Origin of the sequence: Mesorhizobium sp. LMG 17147 (assembly GCF_024297145.1) — a bacterium.
Taxonomy (GTDB): Bacteria; Pseudomonadota; Alphaproteobacteria; order Rhizobiales; family Rhizobiaceae; genus Mesorhizobium.
The window spans coordinates 161,544-179,409 of sequence record NZ_JANCTC010000007.1 but is presented as its reverse complement, the minus strand read 5'-3'; the positions used below and the strand labels follow the sequence as shown (position 1 = coordinate 179,409).

Below are 17,866 nucleotides of genomic sequence, written 5' to 3'. Positions count from 1 at the left end.
CTCAGACCCCCGCCGTCTCGAACGCACCAGGACGCTCGAGCACCGAATAGCCGCGCCGGTAATTGCCGATAAAGACCTGGATCGAGCGCAGAAGCATCAGCACGAAGCCGGCCAGTACGGCGTAGAAGAACCAGCGCCGCGGCAGGTTGACGGTGACCATGCGCTCATGCGCCACGATCGTGACATAGCGCCACATCAGCCAGGATCCGTAGGCGAAGAATGCGATGCGGATAATATCGACGGCGAGAGCCAGCCAGCGGCCGACGCGCTCCGGCAGATAGTGGTAAAGCACGTCGACGTGGATATGGCGCGAAAGGCGCACGCACATGGCGGCGCCGAGAAAGACAACGACGACGAGCGCGTTGATGGCGATCTCCTCGGTCCACGCAAAGCTGTTGTTCAGCGCATAACGGGTGAAGAACTGCAGGAAGACACAGACGACCATGCCCCAGAACACGGCAAGCGTGACCCAGTCCTCGATACCGTGGTCCGACAGGTCGACGCGCATCGGCACCTCCTCGAAGGCGTGCGCAATCTCTTCGACGGTGATCTCGGTGTGGTGTTCCTCGGCCATTCGCGCGCACTCCCGAAGCTGGTGGATCATCAAGGATTGGAAGGCCGTCCGGCGCAATTTGAAGCCGGACGGATGGGCAGGTTAAAGCGGCGAATCCGATTGCCGCTCTATCCTCTTGCTTGAGCATCCAGTTTCCCTGCTCTACTTGATAGCGCGGATCGCTTCCCAATCGGCCTTGTTGTACCCGAACTCCTCGAAGGTGACCTTCTCCAACACATTCTTCTCGAAGTCGGCACGGTCGACATCCGTTACGGTGATGCCGCGGTCCTTGAATACCTGCACCAGTTCCTTTTCGCGGGCGACGATCTTTGCAGTCGCGCGGGCGGCAGCCTCCTGCATCACCTCGGTGAAGATCTTCTTGTCCTCGTCGGACAGCGAGGCCCAGCGCGACGCCGATATGATGGTGTTGAGATGATCGACGATATGGCCAGTTAGCACGATATTCTTCTGCACCTCGTAGAATTTCTTCGCCTCGATCGTGGTCAGCGGATTCTCCTGGGCCTCGACCGTGCCGTTCTGCAGAGCCAGATAGACCTCGGCGAAGGCAATCGGCGCCGTGTTGGCGCCGCAGGCACGCGGCATGGCCAGATAGGCCGGCACGTCGGGAACGCGCATCTTCAAGCCCTGCATGTCGGAGCACTTGGCGATCGGCCGGTTCGAGGTGGTCTGCCGCGTCCCGTAATAAGTGGTGGCGACGATGTGATTGCCGGTCTTGTCCTCATAGCCCTTGGTCAGGGCCTTGTAGACGTCGCTTTTGGTGTATTTCAGGAGATGGTCGGCATCGCGGAAAGTGTACGGGAAATAGGTGACGCCGATCGGTGGATATTCGCGCGCCGCGAAGCTCGATCCGGAAATGATGATATCGACGGTGCCGAGCATCAGGCCCTGGTTGATGTCGGCTTCCTTGCCAAGCTGCGAGGCCGGATAGACGTCGATGGCATAGCGGCCCTGGGTGCGCTTCTTGATTTCGTCGGCAGCCCACACGGATTCGGTGTGGAAGGGCTCCGTCGTCTCGTAGACATGTGCCCATTTCAGGACCGTTTCCGCCGAGGCCGACGCCATAGGTATGGCAATTGCGGCGATCGCACCGAGCAGAACTGCGTATTTTCTCAGCATCTAATTCCTCCCTGGTTGAATTTGACGGCCGGATCTCCCCCAGGCCAACTGCTATTCCGCAACCTCCTTGGCTGCGGCTCTCTCATCGAAATTGCGTGAGAATCTGATTTGCGACTGGCGCAGATGCTGCTGCATGGCGGCCTTGGCCCGCTCGGGGTCGCGCGCGGCAATTGCATCGCGCACGGCACGATGTTCCCTTGCCGCGACCTGCCAGGAATCGCTGGTCTCGAAATAGATCGACAGGCGTTCGAAGTACGGGTTCATGCGCTGGTCGAAAAGCTCGCCGATGAACCGCACCAGCACCGCGTTCTCGAGAATGCCGGCGACAGCGGTATGGAATTCCCGGTCGAGCGCAATGGTCATCTTGTTGGGGTGACGCATGGCCTCCATCCGGCGCAGCACGTCGTCGAGCCGTTCGATGTCTGCAGGCCGGACATGGAGGGCCGCTTCGGCGGCGATCGCGCCTTCGACGAATTCGCGCGCGCGCAACAGTTCGAACGGGCCTTCCTCGACTTCGGGTTCGGAGGCGGCGGCGCTCGGCGGATCGGTGACGTAGATACCCGAGCCGACGCGGATGCGTATGCGGCCTTCGACCTCCAACGCTATCAGCGCTTCACGGACCGTCGGGCGGGAAATTCCGAGTTGGTCCGCCAGATCCCGCTCGGTCGGCAGACGGTCGCCGACGGAAAACTCGCCGGCATCGATCAGCTGCCTGAGCTGATCGGCGACCTGTCGGTATAGCCGGCGAGGTTCAACAGCTTGGATCGGCATGCGCGTCTAATTCCCCTCACCGGCCGCCCTGGTACATTGGTCTGACCCATTGACCGCAGCCTAAACTGACGACCCAGAGAGTCAAGCTGGATAAACAGACAGAAGAAGAAGGCGCCCTGCCCCATCTATCCGGTGCACCTATGTGGCGGGGGCACGCGCAGCGGCATTGCATGCGTCAGCGTCGTCCTCCTCGAATGACCAGGACGTTTCCGGCGGCGACGAGGACGAGCCCGATGATCGCATACGCAGTCCAGGCATAGCCTTCCAGCGCCGTGGAGATCAAAAGCGCAAAGACGGGAAATATGACGGTCGCATAACCGGCGCGGGCGCCGCCAATGCGTCCGAGCAGCGTCAGGTAGGCGGCGAAAGCCACGACCGTCGATATGACGGCGAGGAAGACCAGCGAGCCGATATAAGAGGCGGTCGTCGCGAACACGAACGGCTCACCGAGCAGGAAGGCCAGGAACGCCGACCACAAAGTGCCGTAGAGCATGCCCCAGGCGTTGGTTGAAACGAGCGGCAGGTCGCGGCGCTGGTTTGCGACGGAGACGAGATTGCCGGCGCAGAAGCTCAGGGTGCCGCAGAGGCACAGAAGAAGGCCCACCAACGTGCCGCCGGAAAGCCCGTTGGCAGCGATTTCGGGGAAGAACATCAGCGCTATGCCGGCGAAGCCGATGACGCCGCCGGCGAGAATGCGCGGCGCCGGGCGCTCGCCGATGACCAAGGCACCGAGCAGCATGTTGATGACCGAGGCGAGCGAGAAGACGACCGAGAGCAAGCCGCTGACGAGATAGCCGGCGCCATAATAGAAAAACAGGAAGTTCGACGAGAAGATGAGGATGCCAAGCACAGCAAAGCGCAAATGATCGGTGATCGGAAAGCGGAGCCGCCGACCGGAAAAAGCCGCCCAGGCAAACATCAGCAGCGTGGCGATGGCGAAGCGCCAGACCAGATTGACCTCGTTCGACACGCCGCTGCCGACCTGAAGTTCGATCGCGAACCACGATGCGCTCCAGGCAATGACCGTCAGCGCGTAAAGCCCGTAGTCGACGGGTTCGAAGGGGCGGTCGCGCGTCGTCATGCGCATTTCCGCATTAGCCGGTTCCGCGGCGCCGTTTGGTTCTCTTGTTACTGACATGCTGGCGAGCCTCTTCCGCTCACAAGACGCTTACGGGCCGACTGTCCGCCTTCGCCGCTTCTGAACCCAGAAGACGAGACCGAGCAACAGCAGGGCTGGAACCGCGAACCAATAGCGCGACGGCCGCTCCGCGGGCACTAGCACCTGGTTGATTTCGTCGCCGGGCTGCAGGCCGAATTTGGCCGCCTGGCTGCCCAGTCGCACCACGCCGACCGTCACGCTGTCGCCGAGCGCGCTGACGTCCAGCCCCACAGCCTTCAGGCGTTCGGCCGATGAATTTGCGGGCCCGAGTTGTAGCCGGACCAGCTTCGATATCTCATCGCCGTTGAGGTTCAGCGTCGTCAGGCGCAGGCGAACCGCTCCGCCTTCGGCTGTCTCGTCGACGATACGGCCGAGTTCGGAGGCAGGCACTGCCCGATAAGGTTCGCTCACCTGATCGAGCAACAATCCCGGTCTGAACAAGATGAAACAGGCCAGAAGCAACGCAATCGTCTCGTACCAGCGGTTGCGCACGAGCATCCAATTCTGCGTCGCTGCTACAAACGAGACCATGGCCAGCGTCGATGTGACCACCATCGCCACGAAGTCGAACGGCCCTTCGAGATCTATCATCAGCAGCCCGGTGTTGAAGATGAAGATGAACGGCAAGAGGCCGGTACGGATCTCGTACTTGAAACCCTGAATCCCGGTCTTCACCGGATCGGCGCCGGAAATTGCGGCAGCAGCATAAGCCGCCAGCCCCACCGGCGGCGTCACGTCCGCCATCAGCCCGAAATAGAAAACGAACATGTGGACGGCGACCAGCGGCACGGCAAGATCGTTCTGCGCCGCCAAATCGACGATGACCGGCGCCATCAAGGTGGCGACGACGACATAGCTCGCGGTAGTCGGCATGCCCATGCCGAGAATGATGCAGATCACCGCGGTGAACAAAAGCATGACGATGAAGCTCCCGCCCGAGATGAATTCGACGAGCTCGGTCATCACCAGCCCGATGCCGGTGAGCAGGACCGTGCCGACGATGATGCCGGCCGTCGCAGTGGCAATGCCGACCGTCGTCATGTTGCGCGCAGCGGCGGACAGGCCACCGACCAGATCGTCGAAACCGTGAAGCCAATGCCGTGCCAGCGCTTGGTCCTTGCGGAAAAAGGCGGTGAGCGGCCGTTGCGTGACGATCAGCGCCATCAGGGCGACAACGCCCCAGAATGCCGAGAGGCCCGGCGACAGCTCCTCCACCATCAGGCACCAGATCAGCAGGATCACTGGCAGCAGAAAATGCAATCCGGTGCGCGCCGTCTCGCCGAAGTGCGGAATCCTGACGATCTCGCCCTCCAGATCCTCGAGCGGCAGGTCGGGATAGCGCGCCCGGTAGGCGACAAGGCCGATGTAAACGGCGATCAGCGCGGCAGTGATCATCCAGGTCGCGGCCGCGCCGAAAACGATCTTCGTCCAGCCAATGCCGTAATAGACAAGCCCTGCGAGGACGATGAAGCCGCATATGCCCATCAGCCCGCGCAGCGCACCCTGAAAGGCGGAGCGCATGCGGCGTGACGGCAGGCCCTTCATCCCTGTCTTCATCGCCTCGATATCGACGATGTAGAACAACGATCCATAGGTCAGCAGCGCCGGATAGAAGGCGTGCTTGACCACCTCGGCATAGGAGATGCCGACGTATTCCGCGATCAGGAACGCGGCGGCGCCCATCACAGGAGGCATCAGCTGACCATTGACGCCGGCCGCGCATTCGATGGCGCCCGCCTTCACCGCAGAATATCCGACCCGCCGCATCAGCGGGATAGTGAAGGTTCCGGTGGTCACGACATTGGCGATCGAAGAGCCGGAAATCATGCCGGTCAGGCCGGAAGCCACGACACCGGCCTTGGCCGGACCGCCGCGGTATTTGCCGAGCAGCGAGAAGGCAAGCTGGATGAAAAAGCCGCCGGCGCCGGCGCGCTCCAGCAATGTTCCGAACAGAACGAACATGAAGACGACATTGGTGGACACACCGAGGGCGACACCGAACACCCCCTCGGACGTCAGCCACATCTGCGAGGCTGCGCGCGATAACGTCGCGCCCTTGTGGCCGAGCAGGCCAGGAAGGTGAGGCCCGGCGAAAATATAGATCAGCATGATCGTCGCGATGACAGTGATGGCAGGCCCGACGGCGCGACGGGCGGCCTCGAGCAGGATGAGGACGCCGGCGATCGATACGACCAGGTCAGCTGTAGTGGGAAGACCCGGCCGGTGGGCGATATCGCTATAAAACACCAGCAGATAGAGGGCGGACGCCGCCCCGGCGATGCCTAGCACCCAGTCGGGTAGCGGCACCCGGCTGCGCGATGAGGTCTTGAAGGCCGGAAACGTCAGCATCGCCAGAAACAGGGCGAAGGCCAGATGGATGGAGCGGGCGATGCCGTCGCTGACAACGCCGAAATTGAGCATGAACGGAAGGGGCGAGGCATACCAGAGCTGGAACAGCGACCATGCAAGCGATACGCCGAGGATCAGCTTCGCGGTGCGGCCGGTCGGCTTGCGCCCACCGGTGTCGGCTTCCGCGACGATCTCGCTGAGCTTGTCGATGTCGATAACGGGTTGGTCAGGCGCTGCCGCCCGCTGGCTTTGATCTGTCATCGTTCCCCACAATTATCTGCGATGCGAGGCGCCCTTGGCGCCTCGCATTGAAGGCCTCAGAGCCAGCCCTTCTCCTTGTAATAGCGCTCCGCGCCCGGATGCATTGGCGCCGACAGACCGGTCTTGATCATCTCCTTGGGATCGAGATTGGCGAAAGCCGGATGCAGTTTCTTGAAGTCGTCGAAATTTTCGAAGACCGACTTCACCAACTCGTAGACCACCTCATCGGGGGTACTGGCATTCGTCACCACGGTGGCGCGGACGCCGAATGTCTTCACGTCGTCCGGGTTGTTGGCGTACATGCCACCCTTGATGGTGGCGACTGAATAGTACGGATGAGCTGCCAACAGCGCGTCCACTGCCGGACCGGTCAGCGGGATGAGTTTGGCGCCGCAGGCCGTGGTCGGATCCTGGATCGCGGCGGAAGGATGACCAACGCCGTAGAAGAAACCGTCGATCTTGTTGTCGCACAGCGCGCTGCCCTGCTCATCCGCCTTCAGCTCCGCGGCAAGCGAGAAATCGCCGAGCGTCCAGCCCATCTGCTTCAGCAACTCCTCCATCGACGAGCGGGTGCCTGACCCGGGGTTGCCGACGTTGAAGCGTTTGCCTTTGAAGTCCTCGAATTTGGTGACGCCGGCATCGGGCCGCGCCAGCACGGTAAACGGCTCGGGATGGACGGAGAAGACGGCCCGCAGATCCTTGAACGGCTTGCCGTCGAAATTTCCGGTCCCCTCATAGGCCTGGTACTGGACGTCCGATTGGGTCAAGCCGAAATCGAGGTCCCCTGTCTGGATGGAGTTGACGTTGAAGACCGAACCGCCGGTCGACTCCGTCGAGCATCGGATGCCGGTTTTCTGCCGGTCCTTGTTCATCAGCCGGCAAATGGCGCCGCCGACAGCATAGTAGACGCCGGTGACCCCGCCGGTGCCGACCGTGACGAAGCGCTGCTCGGCTCCGACGGACGGCAGCGCCAGCAGCATGCAAGCCGCCGCGCCGATCAGGGTTTTCATCGAACTGTACATGGTTGCTACCTCTCTGGTGGATGTCCCGGCCCATCGCCGATGACGCGTTGGAACTGATTGAGGCGGTCCGCGTCGCGCGGGTCAGGCCGCTGAAGCGATCGCAGCGTCGATCGCCTCACCGAGCCGTTCGACGATCCGATCGATATCCTGTCTGGAAATGATGAAAGGCGGCGCCACAAGCACATGAACGCCCCGCACACCGTCAATCGTCCCGGCCATCGGATAAATCATCAGGCCGCGGGCCATTGCTTCGCGCTTGATGCGAGCGTTGAGTTCAAATCTCTGGTCGAACGGTTCCTTGCTGGCGCGATCGACCACCAGCTCGATTCCCCTGAACAGACCTCGTCCGCGAATGTCGCCGACGTGATGGTGATTATCAAAGCGCTGGTGCAGGCGCTCGTCGAGCTGCGCGCCCATTGCACTGACGTTGTCGAGCAGGCGGTCGCGCCGGATGACCTCCTGCACGGCGAGGCCAGCCGCCGCCGCCATTGGATGCCCCATATAGGTATGTCCATGCTGGAAGAAGCCTGAGCCCTGGGCAAAGGCGTCGAAGATATGCCGGCCAAGCAGCACCGCGCCTATCGGCTGGTAGCCACCGCCGAGCCCCTTGGCGATGGTCAGCAGGTCGGGAGCGATGCCGTCCTGCTCGCACGCATGCAGCGTGCCGGTACGGCCCATGCCGCACATCACTTCGTCGAGAATGAGCAGCACGCCGTAGCGGTCGCAGATCGCGCGAATGTGCTTGAAATAATCGGGGACCGACGGCACGGCGCCGAGCGTGGCACCCACCACCGGCTCGGCGACAAAGGCGATGACCTCGTCCGGGCCGAGTTCAAGGATCTTGTCTTCGAGCTGCTGGGCGGCGCGCGCCGCATAGGCTTCGTCGCTTTCGCCATGCTTTTGATAGCGATAGGCGTAACAGGGGTCGACATGGTGGGTCTCGATCAGCAACGGCCTGAACTGGGCGCGCCGCCATTCGTTGCCGCCGGTGGCGAGAGCGCCGAGCGTATTGCCGTGATAGCTCTGCCGGCGTGCGATGAGATGGCGCCGTTGCGGCTCCCCTTTCTCGACGAAATACTGCCTGGCCATCTTGAGCGCGGCCTCGACCGCCTCCGAGCCGCCGCTGACCAGATAGACGTGGTCCAACCCTTTCGGCGCGTCCTCGACCAGCCGATCCGCCAAGCGCTCCGCCACCTCGGTGGTGAAGAAGCTGGTGTGGGCGTAGGCGATGCGGTCAAGCTGGTTGTGCAGTGCAGCGATCACGTCGGGATGGCTGTGGCCGAGGCAGGACACCGCGGCGCCGCCCGACGCGTCGATATAGGACTTGCCCTCGGCATCGAACAGTTCGATGCCTTGGCCGCGAGCGGCGACCGGCAGCGTCGAGTGGATGGTTCGATGAAGAATGTGTGTCATCGACGGTCCCTCATGGGCATTTTCTTCGGCGGACGCTGGTTCAGATGGGTCTTGAGGGCGGCGCCCTGCTCATCGAAACGTCGCAGCGACTCAACAGCGCCCTCGCCTGCCTGCCCCGCGACAAGAGCACCGAGGACCTCAGCAACGATGAAAGCTGGCGTCATGGTGTGGAAAAAGGACGGGCTGTCGGTCGGCACGACGACCAGGTGATCGGCAAGCAGCGCCAAGGGCGCTACCCCGCTGTCGGTGATCGCAATGACCGGTACGCCGCGGCCGGCAGCGTACTCGACAAGCTCGATGGTGAAGCGCGTGTAGGGCAGGACGCTGGCGGCGATCAGCACGTCGTCCCTGGTCGCATGGGCCAGAGCGTCGCCATCGGTTCCGCCGATGCCGTGCAGCAGCACCGACTTCTCGCCGATCAGCGACAGGATGTAATGCAGATGCCAGGCCACTGCGTGGCTCGAGCGCAAGCCGAGGCAATAGACGCGCCTTGCCGCACTCAGCGCCCTGGCCGTCTCAACCAGACGGTCGATCGACCTGCCTTCCGCGAGATGGGCAAGCTGGCTGGAAATCGAATCCAGAATATCGGCCGCCAGCGCGTGGTCGCCCTTGAGCTTTTGGCTGGCGACCTGAAGGCCCGCCTTGCCGGCGAAACCGATTTCGCCGTCCCGGATCGCGGCGGCGTAGATATCGCGTACCGCCTCGTAGCCATCAAGGCCGAGATGCTGGGCCAGCCGCGTCATCGTCGCCGGCTGCACTCCTGCGTGCCGGGCCTGCTCGCGCATGGACAACAGCGCGACATCATACGGCTTATCAAGGACATAGCGCGCGGCGGACCGAAGCTGCGCCGACATGCCGTCGAATGCAGTGACGATCTGTCCAGCAAGCTCTTCCTGGTCCATGGATATTGCTAGCTCGCCAGACCAGCGATTGCAACGTCTGTTTCAGTGTGATCAAAGATTGATTCATATGAATCTTGTCGCTCGCAGAACGTTCCTATGAAGCCGACCCATGGTCTCGACCGCATCGCCATAGCCGTCGCCCCGAATGGGGGACGTCGCAGCAAGGCCGACCATCCGGCGATTCCGCTGACACCAGCCGAACTTGCGAGGACGGCCGCGGAATGCGCCGATGCCGGTGCGGCTATGATCCACGTTCATGTCCGCGACCGAAGCGGCAATCATCTGCTCGACGCCGACGCCTACCGCCAGGCGATCGCCGCCATCCGCGGTGCTGCCGGCGACCGCTTGGTAATCCAGATCACCTCCGAAGCACTCGGTATCTATTCGCCGGCCCAACAGATGGCCGTCGTACAAGATGTGAAGCCGCAAGCTGTCTCCCTGGCGCTTCGCGAAATCGTTCCTGAAGCCGGATCGGAACTCGCCTTCGTGCGCTTCATGGCCTGGCTGCACACCGAGGGGGTTGCGCCACAGATCATCCTCTATTCGCCCGAGGAGGCCGTCAGGCTTTCGGACATGCAGCAGCGCGGACTGATCCCCTGGGCAAGCATACCGGTTCTCTACGTGCTGGGCCGCTACACGCCGGGACAGACGTCCGTTCCTGCCGATCTCTTGCCATTCCTCGCGGCGAACATGCCGCACTTCGACCATTGGAGCGTCTGCGCCTTCGGCCGCAACGAAGCAGCGTGCGTGACCGCCGCCGCATTGCTTGGGGGCCATGTCCGGGTCGGCTTCGAAAACAATCTTTTCCTTCCGAACGGCAGCACAGCCTCGTCCAACGCCGAGGCGGTAGCGACGGTCGCACGCATACTCGCCGACTGCGGAGTCAAGCTCGCCTCGGCCGCCGAGTTGGCGGCTCAATGGAACGCGCCGTTTCGTTCCATATGACAATGACAAACCAAAGCCTATTTTCGGCGGCAAGGTCGCATAAGGCATAGAGAGGCGGCTGCAATGTCATCGCCACGGAAGAACGACATGTCCCCGCCCGCGGCGCGGCGATTGCAACAACAGTGCCGGTCGTTGTAACCATTCCGGCCGCTTGATTTTGGAGGAGACGCAGCATGGACCGATTCACCGGCGGGTGCCTGTGCGGCAACGTCCGAATTGTCGCGTCGGGACGCCCATACCGGGTCGGCCTTTGTCACTGTCTCGACTGCCGCAAGCATCATGGAGCCCTTTTTCACGCTTCCGCGATATTTCCTCAGGATGCGGTGATGGTCGACGGCGAACCACGCGACTACGCCGGGCGGTTTTTCTGTCCCCGCTGCGGATCGTCCATTTTCGGACGCACCGGCGACGAAATCGAAGTGAACCTGGGATCCCTGGATGCGCCTGACCAACTGATGCCAACCTACGAAAGCTGGATCATCCGTCGCGAGTCCTGGTTGCCGCCGTTTCCGGTCACGAGACGATACGAGCGCGATCGTGACGCCACGGGTCGCTTTGAGGAATAGGTCGCACGAACCGTGCGACGGCGCCGGCGCGTCACTCCGGAAGGCCGGCCTTACGGAAGCCGTCAACGAAATGCTCAAGCGTCGCAGCGTCGCGGAATGGCTCCGTCGCCGCCCAGTGGCGGGTTGTGAAATGCGGGTTACCGACGAGAAACAGTTCGACCTCTGCGCGCGCCTCGTCGAGCCGGCCGAGTTGGGCAAGGCTTGCCGCCAGGAAACGGCGTGAGCTTGTACGATAGGTCTCGTCCCTGCGCAGTGTCTCGACAGCGGCTTCGTATTCGCCGGCTGCATATTGCGCCTGGCCGAGCGCGAGATAATACCAACTTGCCGGGAACGGATTCAGCCGGAACGCCTTGCGAATGTGCTCAAGACCCTCCTCGACCCGTCCGGCCAGGACCACGATGTCGGACAATGCCGCCCAGGCATCGGCCTCGTTCGGGTCGAGCTCGATCGCCTTGGCGAATTCGGCATCCGCCTCGGCGAAGCTGCGCTCGTAGGCAAGCAGGTAAGCCAAAACCCAGCGGCAGCCGGGATCGTTGGGGTCGATCGCCACGGCTTTGCGCGCGAGTTCCAAAGCAGCGCTACGGGATGTTTCGGTTGGTCCGCCGGAATGCACCCATCCCATCCAGTGGTTCATGGCAAGCCAGCGATAGGCCTCGGCATATTCCGGATCGAGCGAAACCGCGCGGGTCAGCATCAGATGTGCTTCCTGCGCCGTCAGCGGCGAATCATCCATCAGCTTGCGCGCCCGCACGCAGAGATCGTAGGCCTCGAGATTTTGGGGCCGATTGCGCGGCGGCGGTGCGCGCAGCCGGCCGAGTAACGCCGCGACGATCTTGTCGGTGACCTCGTCCTGAACGGCAAAAATATCTTCCAGGCTGCGATCGAAGCGTTCCGCCCCTAGATGATCGCCACTCACCGCGTCGACCAGTTGTGCGTTGATGCGCACGTGCCCTGCGGCGCGCCTTGCGCTACCCTCCAGCAGGTAGCGCACGCCAAGGTCCTCAGCGATCCCGCGCACGTCCATCGCCTTTCCTTTGTAGGCAAAGGCCGAGTTGCGTGCGATGACGAACAGGCCGGAGACCCTCGACAGGTCGGTGATCAGGTCTTCGGTCAACCCGTCCGCGAAGGATTCCTGCTCGGGATCGTTGCTGACATTGACGAAGGGCAGCACGGCTATCGATGGTTTGTCGGGCAGCGGCAAAGGTTTTCGCTTCGCGACGCCGAGCTGTTCGACGGCGCCCGTGAAGCGGTAGCCGACGCGCGGAACCGTGGCGATCCATTCACCGCCGTCGGCGGCCGGGCCAAGCAGCTTCCGCAGCAGCGCGATCTGGACGGTTAGGTTGCCTTCCTCGACGGCTGTACCCGGCCACGCCGCGTCCATCAACTCAGCCTTTTCAAGGATTTCGCCGGACCGTCCGACGAGCGCCGCAAGCAGCTTTAGCCCGCGGTAGCTAACGGCAACGGGGACATCGTTCCGAAGGAGCGTTCCCGCACCCGGATCAAGCACGAACGGACCAAAGGCAAAGCGCGGTCCCTGCATACGGCGCATCTATAGCCCGTTTGGAAGTTTTGAGAACTATTTGGGAGAGCTTAATTACGACGCCGGTCGTATCCTGCAGAATTCAGCCTCTTTCAGGTCGAGGGCCCTACACTCCCAAAATCGTATGGGCCCCTCAAACCACATGGAGGTTGCCATGAACGATATTCCCACCTTTGCCTCGGCCCCGCTTGAGGCAACGCGGCCGGCGGAAGCATCGCCTCGGCGCTACAGCCTGGCGACGCTGCGAAGCATTATCGCGGCCTGGCGCGAGCCGACACGCTTTCGCTGGGATCTCAAGCGATTGGCGGAGACCAATCCCCATCTGATCGACGATATCGGTCTGACGAGGCGACAGGCCGAGGAAGAGATCGCCAAGCTGCCCTTCTGGCAGCGATAGGCGGATGCTGCACAACACCGGATCACCAACGACCAGCGGCTGATTGCAGATGAAGACGAAGCCGCCGCCCCGAAATGATGATCACAGGCTAGTGGTCGCGGCGACAATCAACCCGCCCAAGACGGCAACATTGGTGAAGCCGGTACGAAGCGCTTCGCGTTCATCGCCGCTGTAGGCCAGAAGTTGAGCGCCATGAACGACGCCGTAATGGCGAATACGGCCAGGGCCGCGGCGGGAAAGGGCCCACCAAGGCCCGTTGCGAGGCAAAAGCCGCCTGCGATCTCCAGCACCGGTCCGGCCGCGAGAAGAGGCTTGGGAGCAGGAAGCCCCGCCCGGCCAGGGACGCTGCAATCGCCCGAAATCTGAGGACATGCTCGGCGCCCGCCCAAATCAAGACGTCGCCGAGCAAAACCAACCCGAGGTGGGAGGAACGCGATCATTCATTGCTGCCGTCTTCGGTGTAAACCGCTAGCTCGTAACCGTCCGGGTCCGCGAAATGAAAGCGCCGGCCACCAGGGAACCCATAAATCGGCCTGACGATCTTGCCTCCCGCTTCCTCGACACGCTTGACCGTTCCCGGCAGATCATTGGCATAGAGAATGACGAGCGGGCCTCCTCCGGACCTCGCTGGGCCAGCAGCAAAGCCACCTGACAAGCGCCCATCGTTGAACTCGCAATATTGCGGGCCGTAGTCGGTGAAGGTCCAGCCAAACGCCTTTCCGTAGAAGTCGCGTGACCGCTGAATGTCTTTCACGTTGAATTCGACATAGTCGATCCGTTGGTCGTTTTTGTTGCTCATGACGCATACCTCTCATGTGATGTACGACGCCGAAAGATAAGCACGCATCTCGCTTGCCTTATTGAACAGAACGGCCATTGACGGCGCTGCCGACGGCGATGCACGTGCCATCGCCCCCACCTGCCCTCTTCGTTCCGGCCGGAAGAAAACAACCGATTCTTGCAACCGTTCTCGATTGGAAGACGTTGTCTCGAGCGACGGCCGGGCGCAGCCGCTGCGCCGTAGGTTCACCGCCGCTAATCCGAAGGGGAGCGAGATGAGCTATCCCGTCCCAGCGCAGGCAACGGGTTCATTTCAGCAACGTCCAGCGTCGGCGCGGCTTCGCGGGAGCTTTGCTTCGGTGTGGGTGCATCGAATGGACCCGGCGGACTCACCGCCAATCGTCATCATGCCCGACACGACGATCGATTTGCAATGGATCGGAGGCAGCTTCCGAATTGCCGGCCCTGACAAGGAACCGCAGACCGAGGTTCTAGCGGCGGACGAGGTCGTGATCGGCTTGCGCTTCCATCCTGCCGCGGCGGCGGCATGGCTCGGCGTGCCGCAAATCGAGCTGGTCGGCAAGAGGCTGTCGCTCGACGATTTGTGGGGGGCGCGAGCTCGCCGCCTCGCCAGCCGCGTGCGCGCCAGCGACAGTCTCGAGGATCTGGCCTGCTCGCTCCAACAGGTCGTCGCCGAGGAGGTGCCCGCGCCCGCGACCGACGTTCCCATGCAGGCGGCATATCGTTTGATCGAGCGCGGGCCGCCACCCGACGCGCCGCTCGTCCCTTGGTTGATGCGCGCGCTCGAGATGAGCGAAAGGACGTTGCGCCGGCGCTTCGACACGAGCTTCGGCTATGGCCCCAAGACGCTTGACCGTATCCTCCGCTACCAGCGCTTTCTGCGGCTTTCGAGCCGCTCCAGCAGCTCCACCGCCATGCTAGCGGCCGAGGCGGGCTATTCCGACCAGGCACATCTTGTCCGCGAGAGCCGCCGCCTGACGGGAAGCACCCCGCGACAGATTCATTATCTGCTGCACTGCCAGTGAATTCTCGGCGCGTTCTTCGACCAGAGGAGACTGCTATGAAACCGCACATTCGGTTTTGACTATCGCTGGCGCCGACCTTGGCGGCCAGCACAACCCCGAGGGGCTGACTATGTTGCTCCATCCAGATTGGCCTCGCCTGCATGACGCATCATGCGGCGAAAGCTCATTGAGATATGCGCCCGCCTTATGTGCCCTATGGACTCCCAGTCACCGATCTCGGCGGCGGCAAGGACCTCTTCCATTTCGCGGCGGAACGCGGTGAACTCCTCGACAAGGCCCAATTGCGGCATCATCTTCAGGACGACGCGCGCGACCTGAAAATACAGGCGCTCGCTGATCTCGCGCAGCGGCTGGTTGCCGGTCATCGCCGTGAGCTCGTAGAAAAAATCCATGTTGAGGCGCAGGAAAGCGCGCTGGTCGGGATTGAGTATATCGGCATCGCAACGCGCGATGAGCGCCCGTATCCGGTCGAGATCGTCCGCCGTGCGCGGGATCGGCGAAAGCTTGCCGACGAGGAGCGCCAGCTCCAGGCGCAAATGATAGACCTGCTGCAATTCCTCGATATCGACATCGGTGACGATCGTGCCGACGCCGTGGACGGATTGAACCAGACCCTCGGATTCGAGCCGCGCCAGGACACGCCGGACCGGCGTGCGGCTGATCTCGAATTCCTGGGCAAGTTCTTCCTCGGACAGATGGCTTCCCGGCGCATAATCGAGCAGGCAGATGCGGTCGCGCAGTATCCGGTAAATGCGTTCAAATCGCTCCCGGGCCGAGAGCGGACGTGGCGGCGCGGCGGTCACGGCTGTGGGCGTGGCATCTGTCTCAAGCGTCATCCAGCCTCCAGGACAGCGTGCAGGAACTGCCGTGTCCGCTCGTTCTTGGGGGTGCCGAACAACTCGCCTGGCGGCCCCTGCTCGCAGATCTTGCCCGCGTGGAAAAAGCAGACACGATCAGAGAATTCCTTGGCAAATCCCATCTGGTGGGTGACCATCAGCATGGTGAGGTCATGCTCCCTACCAAGTTTTCGGATGACTTCAAGCACTTCGCCGACGAGTTCGGGGTCCAGGGCCGAGGTCACCTCGTCGAACAGCATGATCTTGGGCCGCATGGCGCAAGCGCGTGCGATGGCGACACGCTGCTGCTGACCACCGGAGAGCTGCGAGGGATAGTGGTCCTTCTTATCCGATAAGCCGACCATGTCGAGCAGTTCGGCGGCACGCGCCTCCGCATCGGCCCGCTTCATGCCGAGCACGGTTATCGGTGCCTCGATGCAGTTCTGCATCGCCGTCATGTGCGGGAACAGGTTGAACGACTGGAACACCATGCCGATCTTGGCGCGGATCTTTCGGATGTGGGCGAGATCGGCGGGAACAAGTTTGCCGTTCCTTTCCATATGGGTCAGCGGCTCGCCTTCAACCCAGATGACACCGTCATTGATCGTCTCCAGCGTCATCAGCATGCGCAGCACCGTCGTCTTGCCGGAGCCGGACGGGCCGATGATGGAGACCTTTTCGCCGCGTGCTATTTCCAGATTAAGCCCGTCGAGAACGGTTAACGTGCCGTAGCGTTTCGATACATTGTCGAAGCGAACCATCGGTTGTTCCGTCATCGCATGGTCCTCCGGTTGAGCAGGCCTTCGAGGGAGCGAATGAGCGCAGCAGAAACCAGGCTCATGGCAAGGAAGAACAGGCCGACCAGCGTCATCGGCTCGGTGTAGCGGAAGGTTTCGGAGCCAATGATCTTGGCCGTCTGCATCAGCTCCAGCACGGCGATTGCGGACAGCAATGGCGTCTCCTTGAACAAGGCAACCAGATAGTTGCCGAGCGCCGGAACGATCGGCGGAATCGCCTGCGGAATGATGATGTCGCGGAACGTTGTCCAGGCCGAAAGATTAAGTGCGATCGAGGCTTCCCACTGGCCGCGAGGGATGTTGTCGAAACCGGCGCGATAGACCTCGGAGCAATAGGCGGCATAGTGGATGCCGATGGCCAGCACCCCGGCGGTGAAGGCGTCGAGCACGACACCGAATTTCGGAAAGACAAAATAGAGAAAGAATATCTGGATAAGCAGCGGGGTCGAACGGATCAGTTCGACCAGCACCGAAATTGTCCAGCCGGTCCACGGCACGGCGATACGGACGACGGCCAGCACCAGGCCAAGCGAGGCGGCAAGTGCAAAGCCGATCAGCGTCGCCTCGATGGAGACGATGGCCGCGCGGGCGAGCACCGGCAGGATTTCAAAAGCAAATGCCCAGTCCCAAATCATGCTGCCTTGCCTCGCGCCAGTCCGATCGATGCCCGCCTTTCGAGAAGCCGCATGCCGATGGTGAGAACCAGCGACATTGCCAGGTACATCAAAAGGACAAGTGTGAAGATCGGAATGGTCTTGAACGTATTCTGGTTCATTTGCTGCGCCTTGAAGGCGAGGTCGGACAGCGTGATCAGCGAGACCAGCGCTGTCGATTTCAGAAGCTCGATGAACAGATTGCCCCAGGGCGGGATCATCGCGACAAAGGCCTGTGGCAGGATGATCCGGCGCAACATCTGTGGGCGGCTCATGTTCAATGCCGTACACGCCTCCCACTGGCCGCGAGCGACCGACAGGATCGCGCCACGCACGACCTCCGACCCGTAGGCACCGACGTTCAGGCCGAGTGCCAGGACTGCCACCACGAAAGCGTTGATCGTGACGCCGAATTGCGGCAGCACGAAAAACAGCCAGAACAATTGTACCAGCGCCGATGTTCCGCGGAAGATTTCGACATAGACCGTGGCCAGCCATCTGAGCGGCGCCGGGCCATACATCCGTGCAAGTGCTGCAAGCACGCCCATGACGATTGCGAGCAGGCTGCCGAGGACGGCGATCTCGATTGTCAGGACCGCGCCTTGCAGCAGCCCCGGCATGAACACTCGATAGCTTTCCTGTGTTGCCAAGGCGCCGATCACGACGAGCGCGATGACCAGCATGGCAACGAGCGTACGGATACCCATGCGATTCCCCCGGGAAAAAAAGGGCGGCGCTT

At 62.1% G+C, this 17,866-nt stretch carries 19 protein-coding genes; 4 read left to right on the top strand and 15 right to left on the bottom strand.

Annotated features, from left to right (window positions below):
- Position 1: 1 nt before the first annotated feature.
- The 8 genes from NMG46_RS15700 to NMG46_RS15665 form a co-directional block, all read right to left on the bottom strand.
- Entirely contained in the window at positions 2-574 is a 573-nt protein-coding gene (locus tag NMG46_RS15700; RefSeq protein WP_254818543.1) for a TRAP transporter small permease, read from the bottom strand.
- A 141-nt stretch (positions 575-715) separates the two neighbouring features.
- Positions 716-1,636: a sialic acid TRAP transporter substrate-binding protein SiaP gene (locus NMG46_RS15695; protein WP_254818669.1), complete on the bottom strand. Its 921-nt coding sequence runs from the start codon at positions 1,634-1,636 to the stop codon at positions 716-718.
- A 105-nt stretch (positions 1,637-1,741) separates the two neighbouring features.
- The gene (locus NMG46_RS15690; RefSeq protein ID WP_254818542.1) at positions 1,742-2,461 is read right to left on the bottom strand and encodes a FadR/GntR family transcriptional regulator; all 720 of its coding nucleotides are present in this window, start codon (positions 2,459-2,461) and stop codon (positions 1,742-1,744) included.
- 175 nt (positions 2,462-2,636) lie between these two features.
- Positions 2,637-3,542, bottom strand: a complete 906-nt coding sequence (locus NMG46_RS15685) for a DMT family transporter (protein ID WP_254818541.1) — start codon at positions 3,540-3,542, stop codon at positions 2,637-2,639.
- Between the two features lie 87 nt (positions 3,543-3,629).
- Positions 3,630-6,230, bottom strand: a complete 2,601-nt coding sequence (locus NMG46_RS15680; RefSeq protein ID WP_254818540.1) for a TRAP transporter permease — start codon at positions 6,228-6,230, stop codon at positions 3,630-3,632.
- 56 nt (positions 6,231-6,286) lie between these two features.
- Positions 6,287-7,240 carry a TAXI family TRAP transporter solute-binding subunit gene (locus NMG46_RS15675; RefSeq protein ID WP_254818668.1) on the bottom strand — a complete coding sequence of 318 codons (954 nt, stop codon included), beginning with the start codon at positions 7,238-7,240 and terminating at the stop codon, positions 6,287-6,289.
- A gap of 93 nt (positions 7,241-7,333) precedes the next feature.
- Positions 7,334-8,665, bottom strand: coding sequence for an aspartate aminotransferase family protein (locus tag NMG46_RS15670; RefSeq protein ID WP_254818539.1), 1,332 nt, complete (start codon positions 8,663-8,665; stop codon positions 7,334-7,336).
- Positions 8,662-9,567, bottom strand: a complete 906-nt coding sequence (locus NMG46_RS15665; RefSeq protein ID WP_254818538.1) for a MurR/RpiR family transcriptional regulator — start codon at positions 9,565-9,567, stop codon at positions 8,662-8,664. The genes NMG46_RS15670 and NMG46_RS15665 overlap by 4 nt, the downstream gene beginning before the upstream one ends.
- Before the next feature lie 96 nt (positions 9,568-9,663).
- Here NMG46_RS15665 and NMG46_RS15660 point away from each other — a divergent pair, with 96 nt between their 5' ends.
- Together NMG46_RS15660 and NMG46_RS15655 are read left to right on the top strand one after the other, a co-directional pair.
- Positions 9,664-10,512, top strand: a complete 849-nt coding sequence (locus tag NMG46_RS15660; protein ID WP_254818537.1) for a 3-keto-5-aminohexanoate cleavage protein — start codon at positions 9,664-9,666, stop codon at positions 10,510-10,512.
- Between the two features lie 173 nt (positions 10,513-10,685).
- Positions 10,686-11,078 carry a GFA family protein gene (locus NMG46_RS15655; protein WP_254818536.1) on the top strand — a complete coding sequence of 131 codons (393 nt, stop codon included), beginning with the start codon at positions 10,686-10,688 and terminating at the stop codon, positions 11,076-11,078.
- Between the two features lie 31 nt (positions 11,079-11,109).
- Here NMG46_RS15655 and NMG46_RS15650 read toward each other — a convergent pair whose 3' ends face one another.
- Positions 11,110-12,627, bottom strand: a complete 1,518-nt coding sequence (locus NMG46_RS15650; RefSeq protein WP_254818535.1) for a winged helix-turn-helix domain-containing tetratricopeptide repeat protein — start codon at positions 12,625-12,627, stop codon at positions 11,110-11,112.
- Between the two features lie 145 nt (positions 12,628-12,772).
- Here NMG46_RS15650 and NMG46_RS15645 point away from each other — a divergent pair, with 145 nt between their 5' ends.
- Entirely contained in the window at positions 12,773-13,015 is a 243-nt protein-coding gene (locus tag NMG46_RS15645; protein ID WP_254818534.1) for a DUF1127 domain-containing protein, read from the top strand.
- 107 nt (positions 13,016-13,122) lie between these two features.
- On the opposite strand, the gene NMG46_RS29910 is transcribed toward NMG46_RS15645, so the two are convergent.
- Together NMG46_RS29910 and NMG46_RS15640 are read right to left on the bottom strand one after the other, a co-directional pair.
- Positions 13,123-13,455, bottom strand: coding sequence for a DoxX family membrane protein (locus NMG46_RS29910; RefSeq protein ID WP_368389299.1), 333 nt, complete (start codon positions 13,453-13,455; stop codon positions 13,123-13,125).
- Positions 13,452-13,814: a VOC family protein gene (locus tag NMG46_RS15640; RefSeq protein WP_254818533.1), complete on the bottom strand. Its 363-nt coding sequence runs from the start codon at positions 13,812-13,814 to the stop codon at positions 13,452-13,454. Before NMG46_RS15640 ends, NMG46_RS29910 begins: the two co-directional genes overlap by 4 nt.
- Positions 13,815-14,169: 355 nt before the next feature.
- Between NMG46_RS15640 and NMG46_RS15635 the strand changes: the two genes are divergently transcribed.
- Positions 14,170-14,841, top strand: a complete 672-nt coding sequence (locus tag NMG46_RS15635; protein ID WP_254818532.1) for a helix-turn-helix domain-containing protein — start codon at positions 14,170-14,172, stop codon at positions 14,839-14,841.
- 107 nt (positions 14,842-14,948) lie between these two features.
- Here NMG46_RS15635 and NMG46_RS15630 read toward each other — a convergent pair whose 3' ends face one another.
- The 4 genes from NMG46_RS15630 to ehuC are packed head-to-tail and all read right to left on the bottom strand — an operon-like array spanning position 14,949 to position 17,834.
- A complete protein-coding gene (locus tag NMG46_RS15630; RefSeq protein WP_254818531.1) occupies positions 14,949-15,677 on the bottom strand; it encodes a GntR family transcriptional regulator in 729 nt (242 codons plus the stop codon).
- Entirely contained in the window at positions 15,674-16,453 is a 780-nt protein-coding gene (gene ehuA / locus NMG46_RS15625; protein WP_302895675.1) for an ectoine/hydroxyectoine ABC transporter ATP-binding protein EhuA, read from the bottom strand. The genes NMG46_RS15630 and ehuA overlap by 4 nt, the downstream gene beginning before the upstream one ends.
- The gene (gene ehuD / locus NMG46_RS15620; protein WP_254818530.1) at positions 16,450-17,109 is read right to left on the bottom strand and encodes an ectoine/hydroxyectoine ABC transporter permease subunit EhuD; all 660 of its coding nucleotides are present in this window, start codon (positions 17,107-17,109) and stop codon (positions 16,450-16,452) included. Before ehuD ends, ehuA begins: the two co-directional genes overlap by 4 nt.
- Positions 17,106-17,834 (bottom strand): ectoine/hydroxyectoine ABC transporter permease subunit EhuC, encoded by a 729-nt coding sequence (ehuC, locus tag NMG46_RS15615; protein WP_254818529.1) that lies wholly within the window; start codon positions 17,832-17,834, stop codon positions 17,106-17,108. Before ehuC ends, ehuD begins: the two co-directional genes overlap by 4 nt.
- Between the last annotated feature and the right edge of the window lie 32 nt (positions 17,835-17,866).